At 65.2% G+C, this 22,142-nt stretch carries 16 protein-coding genes; 4 read left to right on the top strand and 12 right to left on the bottom strand.

The features are described 5' to 3' along the window. Positions 1-575 precede the first annotated feature (575 nt). The 7 genes from K1X74_21250 to polA all read right to left on the bottom strand — a co-directional run bounded on the left by K1X74_21250 (position 576) and on the right by polA (position 9,724). A complete protein-coding gene (locus tag K1X74_21250; protein ID MBX7168877.1) occupies positions 576-2,045 on the bottom strand; it encodes an outer membrane beta-barrel protein in 1,470 nt (489 codons plus the stop codon). Positions 2,046-2,495: 450 nt separating this feature from the next. Further along, complete coding sequence (ftsY, locus tag K1X74_21245; GenBank protein ID MBX7168876.1) at positions 2,496-3,428, bottom strand: signal recognition particle-docking protein FtsY; 933 nt, start codon at positions 3,426-3,428, stop codon at positions 2,496-2,498. Between the two features lie 3 nt (positions 3,429-3,431). Then, positions 3,432-3,842: a transcription antitermination factor NusB gene (gene nusB, locus K1X74_21240; GenBank protein ID MBX7168875.1), complete on the bottom strand. Its 411-nt coding sequence runs from the start codon at positions 3,840-3,842 to the stop codon at positions 3,432-3,434. Positions 3,843-3,985: 143 nt separating this feature from the next. Next, positions 3,986-4,456: a 6,7-dimethyl-8-ribityllumazine synthase gene (gene ribH / locus K1X74_21235; protein MBX7168874.1), complete on the bottom strand. Its 471-nt coding sequence runs from the start codon at positions 4,454-4,456 to the stop codon at positions 3,986-3,988. Positions 4,457-4,527: 71 nt separating this feature from the next. Beyond that, positions 4,528-5,985 (bottom strand): transcription termination factor Rho, encoded by a 1,458-nt coding sequence (gene rho / locus K1X74_21230; protein MBX7168873.1) that lies wholly within the window; start codon positions 5,983-5,985, stop codon positions 4,528-4,530. A gap of 237 nt (positions 5,986-6,222) precedes the next feature. Then, positions 6,223-6,828 carry a dephospho-CoA kinase gene (coaE, locus tag K1X74_21225; protein ID MBX7168872.1) on the bottom strand — a complete coding sequence of 202 codons (606 nt, stop codon included), beginning with the start codon at positions 6,826-6,828 and terminating at the stop codon, positions 6,223-6,225. Between the two features lie 94 nt (positions 6,829-6,922). Continuing rightward, positions 6,923-9,724: a DNA polymerase I gene (gene polA, locus K1X74_21220; GenBank protein MBX7168871.1), complete on the bottom strand. Its 2,802-nt coding sequence runs from the start codon at positions 9,722-9,724 to the stop codon at positions 6,923-6,925. Positions 9,725-10,132: 408 nt separating this feature from the next. Between polA and K1X74_21215 the strand changes: the two genes are divergently transcribed. Further along, positions 10,133-11,581, top strand: coding sequence for a hypothetical protein (locus K1X74_21215; protein MBX7168870.1), 1,449 nt, complete (start codon positions 10,133-10,135; stop codon positions 11,579-11,581). A gap of 42 nt (positions 11,582-11,623) precedes the next feature. On the opposite strand, the gene K1X74_21210 is transcribed toward K1X74_21215, so the two are convergent. From K1X74_21210 to trpB, 3 genes are all read right to left on the bottom strand, one after another. Further along, positions 11,624-12,148: a hypothetical protein gene (locus K1X74_21210; protein MBX7168869.1), complete on the bottom strand. Its 525-nt coding sequence runs from the start codon at positions 12,146-12,148 to the stop codon at positions 11,624-11,626. A 199-nt stretch (positions 12,149-12,347) separates the two neighbouring features. Continuing rightward, positions 12,348-13,160 (bottom strand): tryptophan synthase subunit alpha, encoded by an 813-nt coding sequence (trpA, locus tag K1X74_21205; protein MBX7168868.1) that lies wholly within the window; start codon positions 13,158-13,160, stop codon positions 12,348-12,350. A gap of 48 nt (positions 13,161-13,208) precedes the next feature. Next, the gene (gene trpB / locus K1X74_21200; GenBank protein ID MBX7168867.1) at positions 13,209-14,414 is read right to left on the bottom strand and encodes a tryptophan synthase subunit beta; all 1,206 of its coding nucleotides are present in this window, start codon (positions 14,412-14,414) and stop codon (positions 13,209-13,211) included. A gap of 194 nt (positions 14,415-14,608) precedes the next feature. On the opposite strand from trpB, the gene mutM reads away from it, so the two are divergent. The 3 genes from mutM (at position 14,609) to K1X74_21185 (ending at position 20,109) form a co-directional block, all read left to right on the top strand. Further along, positions 14,609-15,496 carry a bifunctional DNA-formamidopyrimidine glycosylase/DNA-(apurinic or apyrimidinic site) lyase gene (mutM, locus tag K1X74_21195; GenBank protein ID MBX7168866.1) on the top strand — a complete coding sequence of 296 codons (888 nt, stop codon included), beginning with the start codon at positions 14,609-14,611 and terminating at the stop codon, positions 15,494-15,496. Positions 15,497-15,600: 104 nt separating this feature from the next. After that, the gene (locus tag K1X74_21190; protein MBX7168865.1) at positions 15,601-16,650 is read left to right on the top strand and encodes a DUF3500 domain-containing protein; all 1,050 of its coding nucleotides are present in this window, start codon (positions 15,601-15,603) and stop codon (positions 16,648-16,650) included. Between the two features lie 126 nt (positions 16,651-16,776). Then, positions 16,777-20,109 (top strand): PQQ-dependent sugar dehydrogenase, encoded by a 3,333-nt coding sequence (locus K1X74_21185; protein ID MBX7168864.1) that lies wholly within the window; start codon positions 16,777-16,779, stop codon positions 20,107-20,109. A gap of 54 nt (positions 20,110-20,163) precedes the next feature. On the opposite strand, the gene K1X74_21180 is transcribed toward K1X74_21185, so the two are convergent. Together K1X74_21180 and K1X74_21175 are read right to left on the bottom strand one after the other, a co-directional pair. After that, entirely contained in the window at positions 20,164-20,529 is a 366-nt protein-coding gene (locus K1X74_21180) for a hypothetical protein (protein ID MBX7168863.1), read from the bottom strand. A 210-nt stretch (positions 20,530-20,739) separates the two neighbouring features. Continuing rightward, the coding region (locus tag K1X74_21175) for an MFS transporter (protein ID MBX7168862.1) at positions 20,740-22,142 on the bottom strand (1,403 nt) is incomplete at its 5' end.

The raw sequence follows: 22,142 nt of genomic DNA, 5'->3' as shown, positions 1-22,142 counted from the left end.
GCCTACCCAAGTCCGCGGGGCATCCTTCTGGGGCCGAAAAGACCCAAGATAGGGCACGCAATTGCCAAGGAACCGGTGGCGTTGCGGCCACCGCCTGAGAGAAAAACGTCGGGGGCCACGGGCGCTTCGCTACGAGGGTTTGCCGTCCGCACACGCGCACCCACGCACACACGAACTTTCACGTCAAGTTCGTGATCGCGCCCGTGGCCCACCGACCACGCATCCGGTCCCGTCAATTTTCTGGAGTTTGCTCAAGCAATGCTCGGGCGGAGCGTGCATTCAGCAAGCTCTGTGCCAGTCGCGCCGGCAAACCCGCGCCGCACGGGCCTGATCCTGCTGTGACACAAGCAGTTGCGAAAAAATTTTGCACGCGATTTGTGTGCGTTCTGTGAATGCAAATGCCCGGATCGCTTGCAGAGCTTCGTGCGAGGCTGCCCACGACTCGGGCAAGCGAGCGATCAAAACCAACAAAAACAGCCGCCTGCGACCCTGGGAGGATCGCAGGCGGCTGGAGAATCTCGAACTCCGCGTGGCGGACCGAGCTTGCGATCGGTCCAGCCGGCACCGACTTCACACTACCACAGGAAGATGAAGTCGTTGCCCCAGACGAACTGGTTCGAATCGGTGCCGTCGTCGTAGGGCAGTTGGTTCGCGGCGTTGGCCGGACCCGTGTACCAGTCCCAGCGAGCTTCGCTACGCAGGCGGAAGTTCGCGGTGGCCAGGTAGTTCAGGCCCGCGGCACATTCGTAGAAGTTGCCAGCGAATCCACCGTAGGCCGAACCGCTCGGGTCGCCGACGTTGCTGATTTCGCGGGCACCGTCGTCGTCACGCCACCACTCCGCACGACCACCGAGACCCCACTTGTCGTTGAGGGTGTAGAACAGGTACTGGTTGACACCGTACCACTCGGCGTCCTGGCCCGGCGTGACGACGCTGGCGTCGTTCTGCCAACCCAAGTCGCTCTGGAAGACGTACTTCAGCTTGTCGGTCAGGCCCTGCTGGGCGACGATGCTGTGCACGTAGCGCGACTGGCGGTTGTTGGGATCCTCGTCGCTGATGCTCATCGCATAAGCCAACGAGCTGTTGGCGTCGTCGCTGGTCCAAGTCAGACCACCGATGCCGCCGATCTGGTCGTTGATATCTTCCCACTGGTCCCAGCCGCGGTGGATACCACCGAGCACGGTCCAGTTGTCGTTCAGCTTGTAGGTGGCCAAAGCCCCCGTGTGAGTGAACGGCTCGCCGAATTGGAAGGTCAGAGGCTGCGAGATGAAGAAGTTGTCGGGGGCCGTGACCATCTGGTACCCGATGAACGTGTACCAGTGACCGAGCTTGACCGACAAGTCACCGTAGCCGACTTCGGCGTACAACTGCGGCATCGCCAGACCGTAGAACCGGTTGTCCTGGTTCCAGTTGCGCGTGCCGTCCGTGTTGAGTTCCAGGCCCAGGGCCGGCGTGAAACGCCAGTCGGTGCCGTAGAGCAAGTCGATCCGGCCACCAATGTCGAAGCCTTCCGACGTGTCGATCGCCTTCTGGCCGACGATGTAGAACTGGTTCAGCTGGAATTCGTTCGAACGGTCGTTGAACGTGACCGGACCGTTGAACCGGTCCGCCGGGTTGTCCGGGTTCCAGGTGAAGCTGCCGTTGACCCAGCCGGTCAGCGACAGGCCCGTGGTCTTGAAGAAGCAGCAGTCGTCGAACAGGCGACAAGGCCCTTCGGCTTCTTCCTCACAGGCGTTGCAGCAACCGTTGCCGCAGCCATTGCTGCAGCCGTTCGCACAAGGATTGCACGTGCTGCAGCCGTGCGTTCCACAGGTGCCGCAGGCCGGGGCGCAGCCTTGGGGGGCAGGCGCCGCAGCAGCGGCCTCAGGAGCCGCGGGAGCAGCTTGCTCGCCGCCTTCCTGAGCGTAGTAGCTCTCGTAATCGTAAGCAGTCTGTTGGTACGTGACGGGCTGACGCAGCGACGTCACGGTCGTGGTCTGGGCCAGGGCGGCTGGTGAAAACAGCGCCGCGACCGCGAACACGAGCATCCGTGTCGAGATCCTCATCTCTCGCTCTCCAAGTCCGTGTGTCAGAGAATGCGCGGGGAAGTCCGTTACCCGGCGTGAGGGCGTGCAGACACTCAGGTGGGCAAACCGGGGGCGCCGACCGATCTGGGTGTGATCCTACGGTCGGCCACGGTTGCTATCGACGCGCCATCTGGCACGGATTGACTTGAAAAGCCGGCCGCAGGGGCCTTCGGCGGGTTGGAGACTGGCGAGCGTGTGAACCCTTGCGGCTCAGGAAAAGCCTGAGTGGCCCCCAATCGGTGGCTGGCCGGGCTAGCATCCCTGTCGAGGCCAAAATCGCCCCCGGGCGTGCCCGCTGCATTGCGACCGACCGTCGCGAAGCGCACAGCCAAACACGACTGGCACTTACTATCGCCCGAACGGGGGTTCGTGCCTGCGCGGACCCGATGCGGCCTCGAGCGGCAAGCGGTAACCAAGGGCGTTCGCCGGTCAGCGGGCCGCTGGCTCGGTCTCAGAGAACAAGGCTTCGACAAACGCCTCGGGCTCAAACAGCGCCACGTCGTCTGGCTGTTCGCCGACTCCGACGTACTTGACCGGCAGCCCGACTTTCTGGCGGATCGCAACCACGACACCCCCTTTGGCGGTGCCGTCGAGTTTGGCGAGAAAGATTCCCGTGCAGTTCACGGCGGCCGTGAAATGCTGGGCCTGGCTGATGCCGTTCTGGCCCGTCGTGGCGTCGAGCACCAGGAGCACCTCGTGCGGAGCGCCTGGCACGAGCTTGCCGAGCACCCGGTGAATCTTGCTCAGCTCTTGCATCAGGTTCTGCTGGGTCTGTAAACGGCCGGCCGTATCGACGATGCAAACGTCGGCGTTCGATTCGACCGCCGCCGCCAAGGCCTGATGCGCGACGCTGGCCGGGTCGCGTCCTTGCTCGGCCGTAACGATGCGTGCGCCCAACCGCTTGGCCCAGATCGAAAGCTGCTCGACTGCGGCGGCGCGAAAAGTGTCGCCGGCTCCCAAGACGACCGACTTGCCCTGCGCCAGGAGAATCTGAGTGAGTTTAGCGATGGAAGTGGTTTTGCCCGATCCGTTGACTCCAACGACCATGATTACGGTCGGTCCTTCGCTGGCAAAATTGATCGGCGAAGCGGGCTGCGCCAGCAGCGTCTTGAGCTGGGACTTGACCGCGGACAGCACGTCGGCAAGCTCGACCACGCGGCCGCGAAAATCCTGGGCGATCTGGGCAGCGATCTGATTGGCCGTGGCCACCCCCATGTCCGTCTTTACCAGGGCCGCCGAGAGCTCGTCGAGAAACTCGTCGTCGACCAGCCGCCCTTGCCGTTTGAACAAGTCGCGGATATCGGTGTTGAGAATCTGCGTGGTCTTCTTCAGACCCTGCCGAAACTTGTCCCACAGGCCCATGAGCTACTGCGCCTCGCGATGGCGGGTGAGAAAGCGGTCGAGGATGCCGTTGACGAACGGCGCCGATTGGGCCGCGCCGAAACGCTTGGCCAACTCCACCGCTTCGTTGATCGCAACGCGGTCCGGTGTGTCGGCATAGAGGATCTCGTACGCCCCCAGGCGGAGCACGTTGCGGTCGGTCGCGGCCATCCGCTCGAGGCTCCAATTGTCGGCCGTCTTGGCCAACAGGGCGTCCAACTCGGCGCGATTGCGGCGCACCCCCGCCACGAGCGAACGCCCGAACTCGATCAGTTCTGGCTGGCGCAGCCGGGCGACGAGAAACTCGTCCGCGGCATGGGGATTGACGCCCGGGTTCAGATCGTCCTGAAAGAGGATCTGCAAGGCAACTTCGCGGGCACGGGTTCGACGGGACATGAATACAACCAGCAGCGGACAGGCAATACCAGGGGCAGGGGGGGTGCCTCGCGCCAAGGCAAGGCAGGCGGGCATCACACGCCGCTCCCGACGCGACGCTGCATTCTATCCATGATCCTGCGATGCGCGGGGCACGCGCGGCCTCAAGCGGGCAATTTTTTCAGCAGATCGATCATCGTCAACGCCGCTTCGGCGCATTCGGCGCCCTTGTTCCCGACGTTACCGCCCGCGCGATGAATGGCTTGTTCGAGCGTATCGCAGGTCAAAACACCGAACAAGACGGGAATGCCGGTGTCGACGCCCGTTTGTGCAAGCGAGAGGCTCACGGCGCGATTGATTTGTTGGTCGTGCGTCGTTTCGCCGCGGATGACCGCGCCCAGACAGAGGACCGCCAGGTAGCGTCGCGACCGCGCCAGCCGATCGGCCACCAGGGACAATTCGAACGCCCCCGGCACCCAGGCGATATCGATCGCGTCCTCGGCCATCCCTGCGCCGGTGAGCACGGCGAGCGCGCCGTCGAGCAGCTTGCCGGTGATCGAATCGTTGTAGCGCGAAACGACGATGGCGATCGAGCCGGCGGGCGCCGTCCGCTGACCTTCGAAAACTCTGGCCAAGAATGACTCTCCTCGAGGAACCGCCCGCACACGACGGACGCCGGCCGTGCCGGCGGCCGCAGGCGACTGCGTTACGACTTCATATTCATGCTCATCAGGAATTCGGCATTGCTCTTGGTCTTTTGCAACCGGCTGACCAGTAGCTCCATCGCATCGGGGGCGTTCATTTCGTTGAGCACTCGTCGCAGGATGCACACCCGGCGATACTCCTCGGGGTCCATCAACATCTCCTCGCGGCGCGTGCCGCTGCGGTTGATATCGATCGCCGGCCAGACGCGCTTGTCGACCAGCCGGCGGTCGAGCACGATCTCCTGGTTACCGGTTCCCTTGAATTCTTCGAAGATCACTTCGTCCATTTTGCTGCCGGTATCGATCAGAGCCGTGGCGATGATCGTCAGTGAGCCGCCTTCTTCGACTTTGCGCGCCGACCCGAAAAACCGCTTGGGACGCTGCAACGCGTTGGCGTCGACGCCGCCCGAAAGGATCTTGCCCGAGTGCGGCACCTCGGCGTTCCAGGCCCGGGCCAGCCGCGTGATCGAATCGAGAAAGATCACGACGTCGTAGCCGTACTCGACCATCCGCTTGGCCTTTTCGATGACCATCTCCGACACTTGCACGTGCCGCGACGACACCTCGTCGAACGTCGAGCTGATCACCTCGCAGTTGGGGCCCTTCACCTGACGTTCCATGTCGGTGACCTCTTCCGGGCGTTCGTCGATCAAGAGCATGATCACGTACGCCTCGGGGTAGTTGGTCAGCACCGCCTTGGCCATCTTTTGCAGCAAGATCGTCTTGCCGGCCCGGGGCGGGCTGACGATCAGGCCGCGCTGGCCGAAGCCGATCGGCGTGATCAGGTCGATGACCCGCATCGCGACTTCATCGGGCGCATGCTCCATGCGAATTCGCGTGTCGGGGTGCAGCGGCGTCAGATCGTCGAACGACACCTTGGTCGACAGCAGGTTGGGGTCCTGCGAGTTGATCGCCTCGACCCGCAGCAGCGCAAAATAGCGCTCGTTTTCTTTTGGCGGGCGAATCTGACCGGCCACCGTCGTCCCGGTTTTCAAGCCAAAGCGGCGGATCTGGCTGGGAGAGACGTAGATGTCGTCGGGACAGGAAAGGTAGTGATAGTCGGGGCTGCGCAAAAAGCCGAACCCATCGGGCAGGACTTCAAGCGTCCCTTCGCCATACATCAGGCCGTTCAGCTTGACCCGTTCTTTGAGGATCTTGAAGATCAGGTCCTGCTTCTTCATCCCCATGTAGTCGGTCAGGTTGGCGGTGCGCGCCTGCTCGATCAATTGGGGCATGCTCATCCGCTGCAGCTCGGCGATGTGAATATCGCCCTGCTTGATCTGCTCGTACCGCTCGTCGATCTCGTCGAGGCGCTTGCCGCTTTCGACCTCGGCGGCGATCTCCTCGGCCAACGACAACGGTTCGGAATCGTCGTCATAGGCGTTGTCGCGCGATTCGTTCGGCGGCGCCGGATCGCCTCCCCGCGGCGGGTAAGAAGATCGGGGTCGATTGGGTCGCATTCCTCTTGCGTCCGACATGACGTGCTCCACTAGCGGCGGCAGGGGTCAGGCGCGAACGGCCTGACGGCGGGCGATTGGATGGGCAGCGGACACGACAGCGCGCAGGACGCAGGCTCGCACGAAGCGCTGCGGCCTCGCTGAGGTGGCCGCCAACTGCGAAACGGGGCGGAATAGGTAGCTCGAAGGGGGCGACGGCAGGCGTCTTGCCCGGGTTCCGTGCGGCCCGGCCGCGACGCGTTACCGACGGGGGGTGAGGTGGCTCCAGAACTGGTCCACCTGCTCTTGAGTCGACCGTATGCTGCCCGAATTGTCAATGCGAACGGTCGCCCTGGCCATTTTTTCCGCCAATTTTGGCTGAGTTTCCTCGCGCGCGGCGAATTCTGCCTCGCTCCAGCCCCGGCCCTGAGCCCGTTGGAGCCGTACCGCGCGCGAGGCATCGACATAAATCACCTCGTCGCACCAGGCGTCCATGCCGGCCTCGAGCAGCAGCGGGGCGTCGAGCACCACGGCCGGCAGCCCCTGGGCCGCATATTGCCCCAGCCGTTCCTGCATTGCCCGGCCGATCTGGGGGTGCACCAGCGACTCTAAGAAGGCCTTGTCGCGCGGCCCGTCCGGCGCGGGTGCAAAGACGATTTGCCCGACGCGGGCCCGATCGACCTCGCCGTCGGCCCCCAGCACGGTCGGGCCCCAGCGCTCGACGAGCGCGGCCCGCACGTCGGTTTCGCGTAGCACTTCGTGGCCGATCTTGTCGGCATCGATCACGCCGGCCCCAAGCTCGGCAAGCCGTGCGGCGACAAGGCTCTTGCCGCTGGCAATACCGCCGACGATGCCGATGATCTTCACGCTCAAACCGCCTTTCACGCGAGCCCGCTGCCGGCTGGCCGGCCCACCGGGTTCGCTTCGCAGACACCTGGCCCGCCCCACGGGACCGATCGATCTAGACGTCGGCCAGCGTAGGGCCCCATTTGACGTCGATCTTCAAGGGCACGTTCAACTTCAACACGCCACTCATCTCTTCCTCGACGAGCTGTGCCAGGCGCGCGATCTCTGAATCGGGCGCTTCGAAGACCAACTCGTCATGAATCTGTAGCAGCATCTTGGCCTGCAACCGCTCGCGGCGCATACGTGCCAGGACTGCAATCATGGCCCGTTTGATCAGATCCGCGGCCGAGCCTTGGATCACCGTGTTGATCGCCGTGCGTTCGGCCAGGTTGCGCTGGCGGCCGGCCCCCGAACGGACGCCATCGATAGCCCGGCGCCGCCCGAGGATCGTCGTCACATAGCCCTGCCGTTCGCACTGGGCCAGCAGCTCGGCCAAGAACCGCTCGACGCCCGGGTAACGGGCAAAATACCGGTCGATGAAGGCCGCGGCCTCGTCTTGCGGAATGTCGAGCTGCGCGGCGAGCCCAAAGGCGCTCTGGCCGTAGATGACGCCGAAATTCACGGCCTTCGCGCTGCGCCGCATCTCGGCGGTGACCGCGTCGAGCGGCACATTGTTCACCTCGGCGGCCACGCGGGCATGAATGTCTTCGTCGCGCGCGAACGATTCGCAAAGCGTCTCATCGCCTGAAAAGTGCGCCAGGACACGCAGCTCGATCTGCGAGTAATCGGCCGCGAGCATCGACCAGCCTGCGGCTCCCGGCCGAAACGCCGAGCGTATCTCGCGACCTTGTTCGGTGCGGATCGGAATGTTCTGCAGGTTCGGATCGCCGCAGCTCAAACGGCCTGTCGCCGCCACGACCTGGTTGAACGAGGCGTGGACCCGGCCGGTGCGCGGATTGACCATCGTCGGCAGCGCGTCGACGTAGGTCCCCTTGAGCTTGGCATACTGGCGGTACTCGATGATCTTGGCCGGCAGCGGGTGGATGCGGGCCAGTTCCTCAAGCACGTCGGCATCGGTACTGGGCCCCGTCTTGGTCTTTTTGACCACGGGCAACTTGTGCTCTTCGAACAGCACCTGTTGCAGTTGTTTCGGTGAGGCGATGTTGAACGGACGGCCTGCCAGGTCGAAGATCTCCGCCTCGAGATCGGCGAGCCGCCGCCCGTACTCGGTGCTGAGCTCGGCCAGCCGCTCGACGTCGACCCGGATGCCGTTGAGCTCCAGTTCGGCCAGCACCTCGACCAGCGGCACCTCGGTGTCGTGCAGCAGCTCGGTCAGGCCCGTTGCCGCGAGCCGCTGCTCGAGCAAAGGGACCAAGCGCAATGCGACGTCGGCATCTTCGCAGGCATACGGCGTGATCTGCGCAAGCGGCACTTCGTCCATGCGCTTCTGCGTCTTGCCGCTGCCGATCAGCTCGCTGATCTTGATCGTCGTGTGGCTCAGGTACCGGCTGGACAGCTCGTCGAGATTGTGATTGCGGCGGCCCGCCTCGAGCAGGTAATCGGCCAGCATCGTGTCGAAGGCCACGCCCGCGACTTCGACCCCGTGCCGGCGGAGCACGATCAGATCGAACTTCAAGTTCTGCCCGATCTTGGGCAGGTTGGGGTCGGCCAACAGCGGGCGCAGCCGCGTCAGGACAGCCTCTTGTTCGAGGCACGGTTCGCCCGCCGGGGAGCGCACGGGGATGTACCAGGCGTCGCCCGGTACGGCGGCCAGCGAGACTCCCACCAGGTCGGCCCAGGTCGGCCAGATGTGCGTGGTTTCTGTATCGACCGAAAGGTATTTCGCGCAGCGCATGCCTGCGACTAGCTCGTCCAGCTGCGCGAGGTCGGTCACGGCGCGATAATTGGCCTGCCAGACTTCGGGCTGCTCGGGCAGCGCTGCGCGGGCCCGGGCCGTGAACCCGCGGAACCCATATTCTTCGAACAGCCGCACCAGGTTTTCCGAATCGGGAGGGCCTACGTGTCCGGCCTCCCAGTCGACAGTCAACGGCACGTCGTCGGCCAGCTTGACCAACCTGCGGCTCACCAGCACCTGGTCGCGCGCCGCCAACAGGTTTGCCTTGCGCTTCGCCTGCTTGATCTCGTCGACATGTACCAGCAGGTTGTCGAGCGTCCCGTAGGCGGTCAGCAGCTCGCAGGCAATCTTGGGTCCGACCAGCGGCACACCGGGCACATTGTCGACGCTGTCGCCTACCAGGGCTTGAAAATCGACCACCTGGTCCGGGCGCACACCCCATTCTCGGACCAACGCCGTCTCATCAAATAGCTCGCCCTTGCGGATGTTGTAGATATGCGTCTTGGGCGTCAGCAGTTGCCGAATGTCTTTGTCCCCCGACACCAGAAAACACTCGCCTCCGGCCGCCTCGGTCTGACGGGCCAACGTGGCCAGAATGTCGTCGGCCTCGTAGCCCTCGACCGACAAGGCCGGGATGCGCATCGCGGCGAGTACCCGTTGGATTTCGGCGAATTGCGGGCTGAGATCGTCGGGCACTTCGGAACGCTGCTCTTTGTATGCCGCGTAGATCTCGTGACGGAACGTCGGCGTCGGCAAGTCGAAGGCACAGAACAGATAGTCGGGCCGCTGTTGCTCGAGCAAGAAGTAGATGTCGCGCGTGAAGCCGAACACCGCGTTGACCGGCTGCCCCTGGGGGCTGGTCATCTCCGGGATCGCATGAAACACCTGGAAGATCAGGCTATTCGCGTCGATTACCCAAACGGTCTTGCCGGCGAGATCGGGGGGGCCTGCGGCAGAACCCGGCACCGCAGCCGGCGCGGCATCCGCGGTTGCCTCCGTGGGAGGCGGGTCGAGGCCGGGAAGCAGTGCTTGTCGGGCGACGTTGCGGGAACGAGCGGGCATGGGCGGCCGATCGGCTGTCTCGAGGTTGACTTCGTGTCCTTTGCGGGCATGCGTCCGCCATGGGCGGAACGACCCCAGCAGCGCCCCCCGGGACGCAGCATTCTACCGCCGTCCCTGGCCGCGTTCGCGGGGCGGATTTACCGGCTGTAACGACGGCGTTGGCGGGGTCGAAGGGGCGGTTTTTCGTTGACCGGCCCCCTGAGCTGTAACTACCATCAAGGAACAGCCTTGCAGGCGGCGATTGCCAAGTGCTCGACGGTAGGCGGATTCCCGCCGCGGTCGACCTGGCCGCCGCAACGTTGGGCTCCCTCCTCTCGGACCGCACCGGAACACAGAGCACTTCGGGCATTCCAGCGGCACGCTGCTCGCGTCGCCGGTTTGGGCCCCCTTGCCGACAAGAGACTCGCCATGGCTGCCAGCGAAAACCAGGGCATGCAGATCGCGCTGATTTTGTTCGTCATCCTGACGCTCATTCTCAGCGTGACGACCTTCTTTGGCTTCCAGTCGTACAAGACCAGCGAGCAAAAGGCCGCCGAGTACCAACGCCAGTCGCAAGAAGCCTCGACCGCAAACCAAAAGACGATCCGCGAAAACAGCGAACTCAAGCAGATGATGGGCGTGGCCGAGGCTGAAAGCATCGACAACGTCAAGAAGCAGTTCGACGCGGACATGGCGGCCTGGGCTGCCACGGTGCCCAACGATTCGAAGACCTATCGCCAGTCGCTCGAACTGATGTTCAAGGCGCTCGACGACCGGAGCAAGAACTGGGACGCCGAGACGATCAAGGTTGCCGAGTTGACCCAGCGGCTGGCCGAGGCGGAGAAGAAAAAGACCGAACAGGTCGCCGTTCACGAGAAGACGGCCTCCGACGCCCAGACCGACCTGGCCAAGGAGCGCGCCGGCTTCACCGACGATCGCAAACGGCTCGAGGATCAACTCACGAGCAACCAGGCCGACTTGGAAAAGATCCGCAATGATCTGGCCCGGGCCGCGGCCGAGGCGGCCAGCGAACTCAAGAAGCTCACCTCGCAGCTCGACGAAAGCCGCAAGATCGCCGACAATTTCCGCGAAGAACGCAACCAGCTGCTCGACCCGACCTTCGAGGTCGCCGACGGCGAAATCGTCTGGATCAACCAGGGCAGCGGAACCGTCTGGATCAACATCGGCCGCGACGATTCGCTCAAGCGGAAGACCTCGTTCTCGGTCTACACGTCCGAGGCCAACGACCTGGCCGACCCCGAGCCCAAGGGCAAGATCGAAGTCACGCAGATTCTCGGCCAGCACCTGGCCGAAGCGCGCATTCTCGAAGATTCGCTGTCCGACCCGCTGTTGATCGGCGATCTGATCTTTACGCCGACCTGGACGCCCGGGCGTTCCGAGCGGTTTGCCCTGGCGGGCTTCATGGACCTCAACGAAGACGGCCTTTCCGATCGCTCGGCGGTGCGAAACCTGATTCAGCAGGCCGGCGGAATCATCGACTTCGATCTGGACGACGAAGGTAAGACGACCGGGGAAATGACCCAGCAGACGCGGTTCCTCGTGATCGGCGACCAGAAGAGCAACCTGCAGGGCTACTCCGACGCCGTGAAGCGCGCCAAAGAACTGGGCCTCGAGGTGTTGCGCCTGCCCGAGTTCCTCGATCACGTCGGCTTCAAGGATCCGAAACGCGTGCTGCGCTTCGGCATCACGCCGTATGCCGAATTCAAGGGTGATCGCAAGGACGGCGAGCCGCGCTCGGCCACGGGCACGAACGTCTCGAAGCGTTTCGAGCCCCGCAAGCCTCGTCAGAAGCGGAACACGGCCTACGATTTGAACACCCGTCCGAATTCGGGGACGCCCGACTCGGGACGCAAGTAAGGACCAATTCGGCGAGCCGGCCGCTTCAGCCAAGCCACCGCGTCAACCGAGTCGTTGGGGCGGTTCTTCGCGCCGGGCTTGCCACTGATCGCGCACCTGCCGCAGGCCGAACGCGCACAGCTCGAATTCGTAGCTGAGCCGGGCCAGCACGTCGTTTTCGTGCTCTTTTTCCGGCGCAGCGATCGTACTGGCGATGCGATACGAGCGTTTGCCTGTTTCGCAGTAGTCGACGAAAAAGTCGTACTTGGCCCGTTTGTGCAGTTTTTCGAGCGCCTCGGGATAGACGCCCGACCAGAACAGCGTGACGTCGCCGATATGGCGATGGACCTCGCGACGGGCATCGCCGAGCCGCAGTTCGGCCTCGACGAGCATCTCGGCCACTTCCTCAAGGCGTCGGCCGGTCAGATTGCGGATGGCGTGAATCGCATCGATATGGACGAACCGGACGAGCAATTCGACCAGGTAGTCCAACAACGCCGGATCGGCCACGCCCAGGCGCTCTTGAAAGGTCGTCTCCGTCAGCCCTGCCAGGTAGGCCCGCAAACTCGCTCGATCAGCCATCGACATAACGCTCGACCCTCGACCTGCACGGGCAGCCTCGCCGGGCCCGCAAATCGTCAGCGGGCCAAGCGCACCAGGGCGCAAGGGGCCTCGATTAACCCTCACGAGCAAGTCTATGCACACGTTTTTTCACGGGTCAAGGTCGATGCGCGCGGACTCCCCGCATGCTGAGGTCGGAAACCTGCCGGAATGCCGAGCCGGAGATCTACCGGGTCGCCAGGGGCAGCGCCGCCACTAGTTCGTCGACATAGCGCCCAATTTCGTCGAGCACTTCGGCCCGGGGGCGCTGCTGTGCCGCCCCGACCCGGCGGACAATGGCCGATCCGACGATCACGCCGTCGGCCGCGGGGGCCAGCAGCCGGACGTGTTCTGGCTGGCTGATGCCGAAACCGATGCAGATGGGCAGCGAGGTCCGTTCGCGTAGCCAGGCCACGTTTTCCAGCAGTTCCGGCGGCAATTGGGTCCGCTCGCCCGTGATGCCGGTGACCGACACGTAGTACACAAAGCCGGTGGACGATTCGGCGATGCGGACGGCCCGTTCGCGCGGCGTGGTGGGCGTGACCAGTTGAATCAGGCTGAAATCGGCCTGCCGGCAGAGCGTCGCCAGCGCGCCGGCTTCTTCGACCAGCAAATCCGGCACGATCGCCCCTGCGATGCCGGCCGCTTGTGCATCGGCCACGAAGCGCTCGGGGCCATAGCGATGGATAATCGCGTAGCTGACCATCGTCACCGTCGGCGCGGACATTTGCGGCGTCGCCTCGCGGAGCGTTGCCAGGATGTCGGCCACCCGGATCTTGTGCGCCAGGGCGCGGGCGTAAGAATCTTGAATCACCGGGCCATCGGCGATGGGGTCGCTGTAGGGGACTCCCACCTCGCACAGACTCGCCCCGTGCCGAGCCAGGCACCGGAGTACGTCCGCCGTGAAGGCCAGGTCCGGATCGCCCGCCGTCACGAACGGGATAAACGCCTTGCGACGCTCGGCCTTGAGTCGGGCGAATACCTGGTCGATCGCGGACATGGGAAGCACCTGGCCCTTGCAAGGGGGGCGGAATTCTCGTGGCGGGCGCTAGTCGATCGATTCGCCGCGCAACCGGGCGACCTCTTGCGCGTCTTTGTCGCCGCGGCCCGAGAGGCAAAGCACGATCGCCTCGTGGCGGGGGCGCTCGGCGGCCAGTTCCATGACCGTGGCCAACCCGTGTGCCGATTCGAGCGCGGGCAAGATCCCCTCGAGCCGGGCAAGCAAATCAAACGCTTCGAGCGCCGTAGCGTCGTTGCAAGCCCGATACCGCACGCGGCCGGTATCCTTCCAATAACTATGCTCGGGGCCGACGCCCGGATAGTCGAGCCCCGCCGATACCGAGTGCACGTCGCAGGTCTGGCCATCGTCGTCTTGCATGACGTAGCTGTAGCTACCGTGCAACACGCCCGGGCTGCCGAAACTGAGCGGCGAAGCATGCTGGCCGGGTTCGTTCGAACGCCCGCCGGCCTCGACGCCGACGAGTTCGACGCCCGGATGATCGACGAATGGATAGAACATCCCCGCGGCGTTACTGCCACCGCCGACGCAGGCCACGACCACCTCGGGCAATCGCCCCAAGATGCGCAGCGACTGCTCGATGGTCTCCCGGCCAATCACCGCCTGAAAATCGCGGACGATCCGCGGAAACGGATGCGGTCCGACCACCGAGCCAAGGATATAGTGCGTCGTCTCGACCGTGGCCATCCAGGTGCGCATCGCCTCGTTGATGGCGTCGCGGAGCGTACGCGAGCCGGTCGTCACGGGACGCACTTCGGCCCCCATCAACTGCATGCGAAACACGTTGAGCTTCTGACGGCGAATGTCCTCTTCGCCCATATAGACGACACACTCGAGGCCAAAGCGGGCACAAGCGGTCGCCGTGGCGACGCCGTGTTGCCCGGCGCCCGTCTCGGCGATCACGCGGCGCTTGCCCATTCGCCGCGTCAGCAGCGCCTGACCCAAGGTGTTGTTGATCTTGTGCGCGCCGGTGTGGTTGAGGTCCTCGCGCTTGAGATAGATCTTCGCGCCGCGGCAGTGCTCGGTCAGCCGCTCGGCAAAGTACAGGGGCGACGGCCGGCCCACGAAATTCGCCAGCAGGTCGTCCAGCTCGGCCTGAAAGGCCGGGTCGTGAATTGCTTTTTCATACTCGGCCGCGAGTTCGTCGAGGGCCCGGGTTAGGGTCTCGGGGACATAGCGCCCCCCGAATGGGCCAAATCGACCGGCGGCATCGGGGACCTGGCTACTGGCGGGCATGAAGGCAGCTTCGAGCGACACGAAAAAGGGGATCCGGCACGACTTCGAGCGATTCTCAGCCGCACGGCGCCCACGGTCAAGGGCCGTCGCCGCGAGCTAATGGACCGGATTCGCCGGCGAAGGTTCGCTGCCGGTTCCCCGTCGGCGGAGACAAGTACAATGTTCCGCCGAGCCGAATTCTTTAGGTCACGTCGATGCCCGAGTTGCCCGAAGTCGAAACCATGCGCCGCGGGGTGCTGCCGGTGGTCGGTCATCGCATTGCGGCCGTCGTCCGCCCACCCTGCCGGCTCAGACCGATCGCGGTGCGTCCCTCGTGGGCGACGTTGCGACAGCGCGCCGCAGGGCAGACGATCGAGCGCGTCGATCGGGTGGGCAAGCGCGTGGTCCTCGTGTTGAGCGACTCGGGACGGATCGTCATCGAACCCCGGATGACGGGGCTGGTGCTGCTGGCCGAGCCACCGAATCGCGAGCACCTCCGGCTGGCCTTGCAACTCGAAGGCGGGCCCGTCGGCGAATTGCTGTTTTGGGATCGTCGCGGGCTGGGCACCGTGCGCTGGACCGATGCGCGTCGCTTCGCAACGCTGTACGGCCCCGAGAAGCTCGGCCCCGATGCGCTCGAGATCACCGCCGAGCAGTTCCGTGCGCGGCTCGCGGCCGGGCGTCGGCCGATCAAGGTTGCCTTGCTCGACCAACGGGCAGTCTGCGGGATCGGAAACCTCTACGCGGCCGAGATCCTGCACGTGGCCGGTATCGACCCGCGTCGCAAGTGCCATGGCCTGTCGCGCGACGAATGGGACCGGGTGGCCGCGGCTACCCGGGAGATCCTCGCCGAGGCCATCCGTTACGAAGGCTCGACGCTCGCCGACGGCACGTATCGCAATGCATTGAACAAAGCGGGCGGTTACCAGAACCACCACCGCGTGTACGATCGCGCGGGCCAGCCATGCCGGCGCTGTGGCGCGACGATCCTACGCATCGTGCAGGCCCAGCGTTCGACCTTCTTTTGCCCGGATTGCCAGCCGCGCGGCCGGCGCCGTACGGCGCCGATCGCCCCACGGCCCGTCGGCACGCAGACCAAGTAAATTTGCAGTGCGCCGGCCGGGTAGGTCTAATGCTGAGACCACTCGCCGCGACGCGCAAGGCGCTTCGTCCCACGCTATCCATAAACTCGCCGAGGAGTTTGGTCATGAATGCTCGCCAACCGTCTTGTCCCGATTGCTCGCCCACGAACTGGAATCGCCGCGAGTTCCTGCACCAAGCCGGCGCCGCCGCGCTCGCCGCAAGCGCCTTGGGCAGCAATTTGTGGACTCCCGCCGGTCTGCGGGCCGACGAGCAGTCGCCCTCGCAGCCCGAGTCACTCGTCAAGCAGCTTTACGGCTCGCTCAACGAGGCGCAACGCAAGGTGACCTGCTTCGACTGGGAACACGTCGATTCCGAGCGCGGACTGCTGCGAACCCGGGTGGCCAACAACTGGCAGATCAGCGAGGCCGAAATTGGCTCCGACCTGTTCAACAAGGACCAGCAGGCGCTGATCCGGCAGATCTTCGAGGGCCTGTACAACCCCGAATGGGTCAAAAGAATCGACCAGCAACTCGACGACGACGCCGGCGGCTACGGCGTCGATCAGACCATCGCGATTTTCGGCAAACCGGGCGAAGACAAGTTCGAGTTCGTGATGACGGGCCGGCACCTGACGATCCGCTGCGACGGTAACTCGGCCGACCACGTGGCCTTTGGCGGCCCGATCTTCTACGGCCATGCCGCGGAGGGCTTCAACGAGCAGCCCAATCACCCGGGCAACGTCTTCTGGCCGCAGGCGCTCGCCGCGAACAAGATCTTCCAGATGCTCGACGGCAAACAGCGCGCGGCCTCACTGATCAGCAAGCTGCCCCACGAGCAGGCCGTGGCCTTCCGCGGAACCGCCGGAGGCTACCCGGGTCTGCCGATGAAGGAGCTGTCGAGCGATCAGCGCGAACACGCCCAGCAGGTGCTGATGAGCCTGCTCGAACCGTATCGGGCGAGCGATCGCGACGAGGCGCTGGCCTGCCTCAAGACGCAGGGGGGCCTCGATGCCTGCTCGCTGGCCTTCTACAAGGAAGGCGACATCGGCAACGACGAAGTCTGGGATTGCTGGCGCATCGAGGGCCCGTCGTTCGTCTGGTACTATCGCGGCGCGCCGCACGTCCACGTGTGGGTCAACGTCGCCGACGACCCGTCTATCAAGCTCAACGCCTAGACGTTGTTGACTGCGCCGGCTGTTGCTGACTGCGCTGGCCCTTGCGGCCTGAATCGTAACCCCTCCGGCCCACGTCCTCGCGCGTGGGCCGGTTTGTTATTCCCTCGAATCCACGATCATTCAGCGATGATGTCGACCCCCAGAGTCACGCGCCCGAGCAGGGTGCTTGTTTCGCTGCTATTGGCCCTGCTAACCGCGACGGCGGCCGCGCCGCTTGCCGCCGAAGAAGTGGCCAACGACGACTACACGCCCCGGGTGCTGCCGGCCTCGGGCGAGGGCGAGTTGGCCCTGAATCGGCTGATTGTGCCCGACGGCTTTCGCAAGCGGCTGTTCGCGGCCGAGCCGTTGTTGGCCAACCCGGTGGTCTTCTGCGTCGACGAGCAGAATCGCTTCTATGTCGTGGAGACGTTCCGGTTGCACGCCGGGGTAACCGACGACCGCCGGCACATGAATTGGCTCGTCGATGATCTAGCCTGCCGCACCGTCGCCGACCGGGTGGCGATGTACGAGAAATGGCTGGGGGATGAGTTTCCCAGCTATGCGCGCGAGCACGATCGCGTGCGACTCGTCGAAGACCGCGATGGCGATGGCACGGCCGATACCGCGACCATCTTTGCCCAGGGCTTTCACAATACGGCCGATGGCATCGGCGCTGGAGTGCTCGCGCGCAACGGCGACGTCTACTTCACATGCATTCCCGACTTGTGGTTAATGCGCGACACCGACGGCGACGGCCGCGCCGACCAGCGACGCTCGCTACACACCGGCTACGGCGTCCACGTCGGCTTTCTCGGCCACGATCTGCACGGGTTGCGATTCGGGCCCGATGGCCGGCTCTACTTCAGCATCGGCGACCGCGGCCTGCACATCGCCGCCGACGGACGCACGCTCGACTATCCCGACACGGGCACCGTGCTGCGCTGCAACCCCGACGGTAGCCAGCTTGAAGTGTTTGCCTACGGGCTGCGCAACCCGCAAGAACTCGCCTTCGACGACTACGGCAATCTCTTCACTGGCGACAACAACTCAGACGGCGGCGACAAGGCTCGGTGGGTCCACGTGGTCGAAGGCGGCGACAGCGGTTGGCGCATCGGCTACCAGTTCGTTACCCGGCCCAACTTGCGCGGACCTTGGAACGCGGAAAAAATGTGGCACCCGCAGCGCGACGATCAGCCGGCATATATCTTGCCGCCGCTGGCCAACCTGGGCGACGGGCCCTCGGGTCTGTGCTACTACCCCGGCACGGGTTTGACTGAGCGCTACCGGGGTCATTTCTTCCTGGCCGATTTCCGCGGCACGGCCGGCATCAGCGGGATCCGTTCGTTCGGCGTCGCGCCGAAAGGCGCGACCTACGAGATTACGGACGCGCATCAATTCGTCTGGGCCGTGTTGGTCACCGATTGCGATTTCGGTACCGACAGCGCGCTCTATCTGACCGACTGGGTCGAAGGCTGGGACAAGACCGGCAAGGGGCGCATCTACAAGATCGATGCCCCAGCAACGGCCGATAGCGCCGAGGTTGCCGAGGTCGCAAAACTGCTCCGCGAGAATCTCGCCAATCGGAGCCCGGACGAGTTGCGCGAACTGCTGGGCCATCGCGACCAACGCGTGCGGCAAAACGCGCAGTTCGCCTTGGCCGCGGCCGGGCCAACCCACGCCAAGCTGTTGGCCGACGTCGCCGCTGCGGACAATCGCCAGCTCGCGCGGCTGCATGCCTTGTGGGGGATCGGCCAGATCGCCCGGCAAACGCCCCAGGTCGTCGAACCAATCGCCGGACTGCTCACCGACCCCGATGCCGAGGTCCGGTGCCAGGCCGCCAAGGTGCTCGGCGAGGCCAACTATGTCCCGAGCCTGGCCGGGCTCATCGCGCTGACCAAGGCGCCCGAGCCCCGCGTGCGGTTCTTCGCTGCCATGGCCCTGGGCAAGCTCGCCCGGCCCGAAGCGGTCGAGCCGCTGGTCGAAATGCTGCGCGAAAACGCCGACCAGGATCGTTACCTGCGGCATGCCGGGGTGATGGGGTTGCTCGGCTGCGCCGATGCTGCGGCGATCGAGCGCTTGATCCACGATCCAACTCCGGCCGTGCGAATGGGGGCGCTGCTGGTGCTGCGCCGGCGCGAGGACCCGCGGATCGCCGCGCTGCTCGACGATGCCGAGCCGCGGCTGGTCGCCGAGGCTGCGCGGGCCATCAACGACGTGCCCATCGCGCCAGCGTTTCCGCAGTTGGCCGCGCTGGCCGATCGCAAGCTGGACGACGAATTGCTCACACGACGGTCCCTGAACGCCAATTTTCGCCTGGGAGGGCCGGAGCAAGCGGCGCGGCTGGTCGAATACGTCGCGCAAACACGAGGTACGACCGCCTTGCGCATCGAGGCGCTCGAGATGCTGGCCGAGTGGGCGCAGCCGGCCCCCTTGGATCGCGTCATGGGACTCTGGCGTCCGCTCCCGGCCCGCGATCCCGCACCGGCCGCCGAGGCGTTGGCCCGCGTGGTCGAAACCTTGTTGCGCCAGCAAAAGTCGGAGGTCGCCGTGGCCGTGGCCCGAACCGCGGCAGCGCTCGACGTCAAACAGGCCGAGGCGACTCTCGCGGCGATCGTGCCCGACGCACGGCAGAACGACAAGTTGCGCGTCGAAGCCTTGCGGGCCCTGGAAAAGCTCGGCGCTTCGGGCCTGGAGCAGGCGGTGCTGGCGGCCGTCGATAGTGACGACGCCGACTTGCGCAACGAAGGGCGCCGGTTGCTGGGCAAGGTCCGTCCCGCCGAGGCCGTGCGAATCCTCAGCGACGTGCTGACCCGGGGAGAAATCCACGAGCAACAGGGGGCGCTCGCTGTGCTGGGGACCATCTCCGGCGCCGGCTCGGACGAAGTCCTGCTCGCCTGGCTCGATCGGCTGCTGGCCGGCGAGGTTCCCGGCGAGCTGCAACTCGAACTGCTCGAAGCCACGGCCGGCCGCGAGCATGCAACCATCAAAGAACGGCTGGCCGAGTTCGAGGCGCGACGCGATCCGAATGATCCGCTGTCCGCGTTTCGCGAGACACTCGTCGGCGGCGACGCCAACCTGGGCCGCCAGATCTTCATGGAGCGCACCGACGTGGCCTGCCGCCGCTGTCACCGGCTGCGCGACGACGGTGGCGAGGTTGGCCCCGAGCTATCGAAGGTGGCCAAGGACCAGACCCGCGAATACCTGCTCGAGGCGATCGTCGCGCCCAATCGCAAGATCGCCAAGGGCTTCGACACCACGGTCATCGCCACGGGCGATGGCCGCGTCTACACGGGCATCGTCCGCCGCGAGGACGATCGCGAGATCGAGCTGATCACGCCCGAGGGACAAACTGCGATTGTCGCCAAGGACGACGTCGACGAGCGGAGCACGGGCATCTCGGCGATGCCCGACTCGATCGTGCGCCGGCTTTCAAAGCGCGAGCTGCGCGACCTGGTCGAGTTTCTGTCGAAGCTCAAATAGCTTCGGCGTTGGTCTCGCGAGCCAGGTGCCAACGGCGCTCGCGCCAGGCGCTGCTTACGACTCGTCGGCCGGGCGATCGACCACCTGGCTGAGCGAGCGGCCCAACCGCTTGCGCTTCGCACCCAGCGGCTGCACGCTGCCGCGCCGTGGCGTGGTGTCGGGCTCGTCGTCGGCCAGCGCGGTCGCGACCGACGAGGCCACCTGGCCGATACCTGATTCGTGGCCGAGCGCCATCGCGGCGCCGTCGCCCGTGGCGGCCGCCAGCACCGGACGTTGCGGCAAGTCGCGGAGGATCGCCAGCAGATTGTGGTTCAGGTCGCCGTTTTCGTCGTTGGGCGTGCCGAGCTGATCGACCGCATCGGAGACGCCCAGGAGGACCGCGCGACGCACGCCCTCGCGAATCCAGGCATAGAAATTCACGACATCGTCCTCGTAAAAGATTGCGCCTCGGGGGCCGCCGCTGCGCTCTGTTCCGGCCCCGTTATGCCGAACGAAATTGCCGGCAGCGGTACATCCCGCCCGACGACGTCGCTTCGGCCCATACCGTTTATCGGCCGCATGATCGCCAAAGCTTTGGCAGCCGTCACAACCGCGCCGCCGCGCGCCAGCACTGCGCGCAGTCGCGAGGTCTTAGTGCCGCACGCCACGGTCGAAAACCGTTCCGCGCGTGTCGATCACCAGCCAGCAAAGCCCTGCGGCGACATACATGGCCGCGAACAGCCAGAGCACGGCCACCCAGCTCCCCGTGGCCTGCAGCACATACGGTACGGCAACCGGGAAGCCGATCGCGCCGACGTTGCCCGCCATGTTCATGACGCTGAAGACCATCGGCACGTGACGCCCGCCCATGTCGATGGTGATCGCGTAGGAACACGGCGCACCGATCGCGCCGACAAACGCCCCCACGCCGATCGCCGCCACCGCCGCATACGCGGACGACAAGAAGATCGCCACGACGATGCAGCCGGCGCAGCCCAACATGCTCGCCACCGACAACCATTTGCGGGCCCAATCGCGGCTGCCGGTTTGCTGCAAGATCCAGTCCGAGAGCCAGCCGCCGAAGAGCTGCCCCGCCACGATGGCCAACAGCGGCATGCTCGTCAGCCAGCCGCTACGCGTGATCGACAAGTGCCGCGACTCGACCAGGTAGGTCGTGAACCAGGTGGCGAAAAAGATGTATCCCGCGGCCCGAAACACCTGTACCCAGCAAATCGCCCACAGCGGCACGCTCTTGAGCATCCCCAGCCAGGGCGTGGGCTCGGGCGGCAGCATCAAAGCGGCCGTGTCGCCGTCGAGATCGCAGCCCTGGCGGATGAGGGCCAGCTCGGGCGCGTTCACCTGCGCGTGATCCTCGGGCCGGTCGCGGAACCAGAAGTAGAACGCCGCGGCCGCCAGCAAGCCCGGCACGGCGTAGAGCACATACACGCTGCGCCAACCGAGCACCTGCGCGCCGACGAGCCAGCCGGTCAAGGCGGTGCCCAGGGCCCCGCCAACCGATTGAAAAGCGCCCAGTGCCCCGGATGGAAAGCCTCGTTGCGTGCGCGGAAACCAGAGCGCGACGGTCTGCGTGCAGCAGGGAAACAACCCGGCTTGTGCCCCGCCCATCGCCAGGCGGCTGGCAATCAAGGCCGGCATCCCCGTGCACAGACCGATCGTGGCCGTTGCCACGCTCCATAGCGCGGCAAACAGGGTCAGTCCGCGCCGCGTACCGAGGCGATGCCCCCACCAGCCGCTGGGGAGTTGAAACAGCGCATAGCTGACGAAAAAACTGCTCATCACCCAGCCCATTTCGCGCTTGGTGAGCTGCAGGTCGGCGCGAATCACCGTCTCGGCCGCGCCGAGCGAATTGCGCTGGACGTAGGCCACGGTCGCGCCCAGGCACAATGCCGCCAACACGAGGTAGCGAGCCCTGGTAGGCCGCTCCGAGCCGGCAACCGCGCTGGCGGGACTACGTTGCATTGCCGCGCACAGCCGCGAGTGCGGCATCGAGCAGTCGCTGCCGGCGCGCGCCGGAAATCGCCGTCTTGCCCAGG

Source organism: Pirellulales bacterium, assembly GCA_019694435.1.
Taxonomy (GTDB): Bacteria; Planctomycetota; Planctomycetia; order Pirellulales; family JAEUIK01; genus JAIBBZ01.
Note: the sequence above shows the minus strand (reverse complement) of the source record. Positions and strands in the feature narration are given on the sequence as shown.